A 264-nucleotide genomic window follows, 5' to 3' on the forward strand; every position below is an offset into this window, starting at 1 on the left:
ATACAAACGTGTGAGGTCTATCACCCACAATGTCCATCATGTTGAGTGTTTGCAGCATTTCCACTTCATGAGCACTGCCTTGCCAATCAATTTCAGCAGGGGCGTGAGCAAAATCAAAAAAGTACACTTCACCGGGCTCCACACCAACACTATTAACCGTATCGACCACAATCAAATGGTCGTACTGGCTTATCATCGGAATAAGGCCTTGAGCTAGGGTGCCACCGTCGACAATATCTATGCTGTCAGTTTGGTGGCTGAATT

Annotated in this window: 1 protein-coding gene; it reads right to left on the bottom strand. The window is 46.2% G+C overall.

What is annotated here, in order from left to right; genetic code table 11:
- Positions 1 to 264: hydrogenase maturation protease (locus AAEZ22_RS18435; RefSeq protein ID WP_352298504.1), on the bottom strand; the 264-nt coding region annotated here is incomplete at both ends.

The organism is Pseudoalteromonas sp. 20-MNA-CIBAN-0454 (assembly GCF_040308685.1).
Lineage (GTDB): Bacteria > Pseudomonadota > Gammaproteobacteria > Enterobacterales > Alteromonadaceae > Pseudoalteromonas > Pseudoalteromonas nigrifaciens.